Below are 678 nucleotides of genomic sequence, written 5' to 3' on the forward strand. Positions count from 1 at the left end.
TTAGTTCCTTTAATTAGTGCCTCAGCCATTGGCTTTCAGGGGCAGTTATTGATGGTAGATGCAGATTCGGCTTGCTATGAATGTTTATTTCCTAAAGAACAACATGACAATGAAGGCTTACGCTGTGCTGAATCGGGGGTACTTGCAACCACCCCTGTCATGATAGCGTCATTACAAGCTCATCACACTCTGCTGTTTTTAGGGTTAAATTTAAGTCCTTTAAAAAGTAAACTGTTACTTTGGGATGGTTTAACCCTGAAACAGCGTATTCTGCATTTTGAAAAAGATACAAATTGTCCAATTTGTCAGGCAAGTTTATCGGTAAACTAAATGAAGTTTGATACACTGCCTCGATAAACCAAATCACATTGAATGATATGAAAAAAAATATTTTGTTTGACGGGTTACGCTCCGTTGCTCGTATAGGCGAAACAGCCGTGGTCGCTGCTAAAGCGGGTATAAGATACGCGACTGAAAAGCCAAGAAATGCCAAACTTATGCGCGAAACCTTTGAATCTTTGGGTTCGACTTATATTAAACTCGGTCAGTTTATTGCGAGTACACCCTCACTATTTCCGCGTGAATATGTTGAAGAGTTTCAGGGGTGTCTGGATCAAACACCGACTTTACCGTTTAGCTATATTCAGGAAGTGTTAGCGACTGAGTTTGCAGGTCGTG

1 protein-coding gene and 1 pseudogene are annotated in these 678 nt (G+C 40.9%); both read left to right on the forward strand.

Annotated elements, in window-relative coordinates; all coding sequences use genetic code 11:
- A partial coding sequence (locus JR005_RS14910; RefSeq protein WP_267460108.1) for a HesA/MoeB/ThiF family protein occupies nt 1–330 on the forward strand: 330 nt, incomplete at its 5' end.
- 47 nt (nt 331–377) lie between these two features.
- Nucleotides 378–678, forward strand: a pseudogene (locus tag JR005_RS14915) (AarF/ABC1/UbiB kinase family protein); the annotation flags it as partial.

The sequence above is a fragment of the Acinetobacter sp. Colony158 genome (assembly GCF_019264745.1).
Taxonomy (GTDB): domain Bacteria; phylum Pseudomonadota; class Gammaproteobacteria; order Pseudomonadales; family Moraxellaceae; genus Acinetobacter; species Acinetobacter ursingii.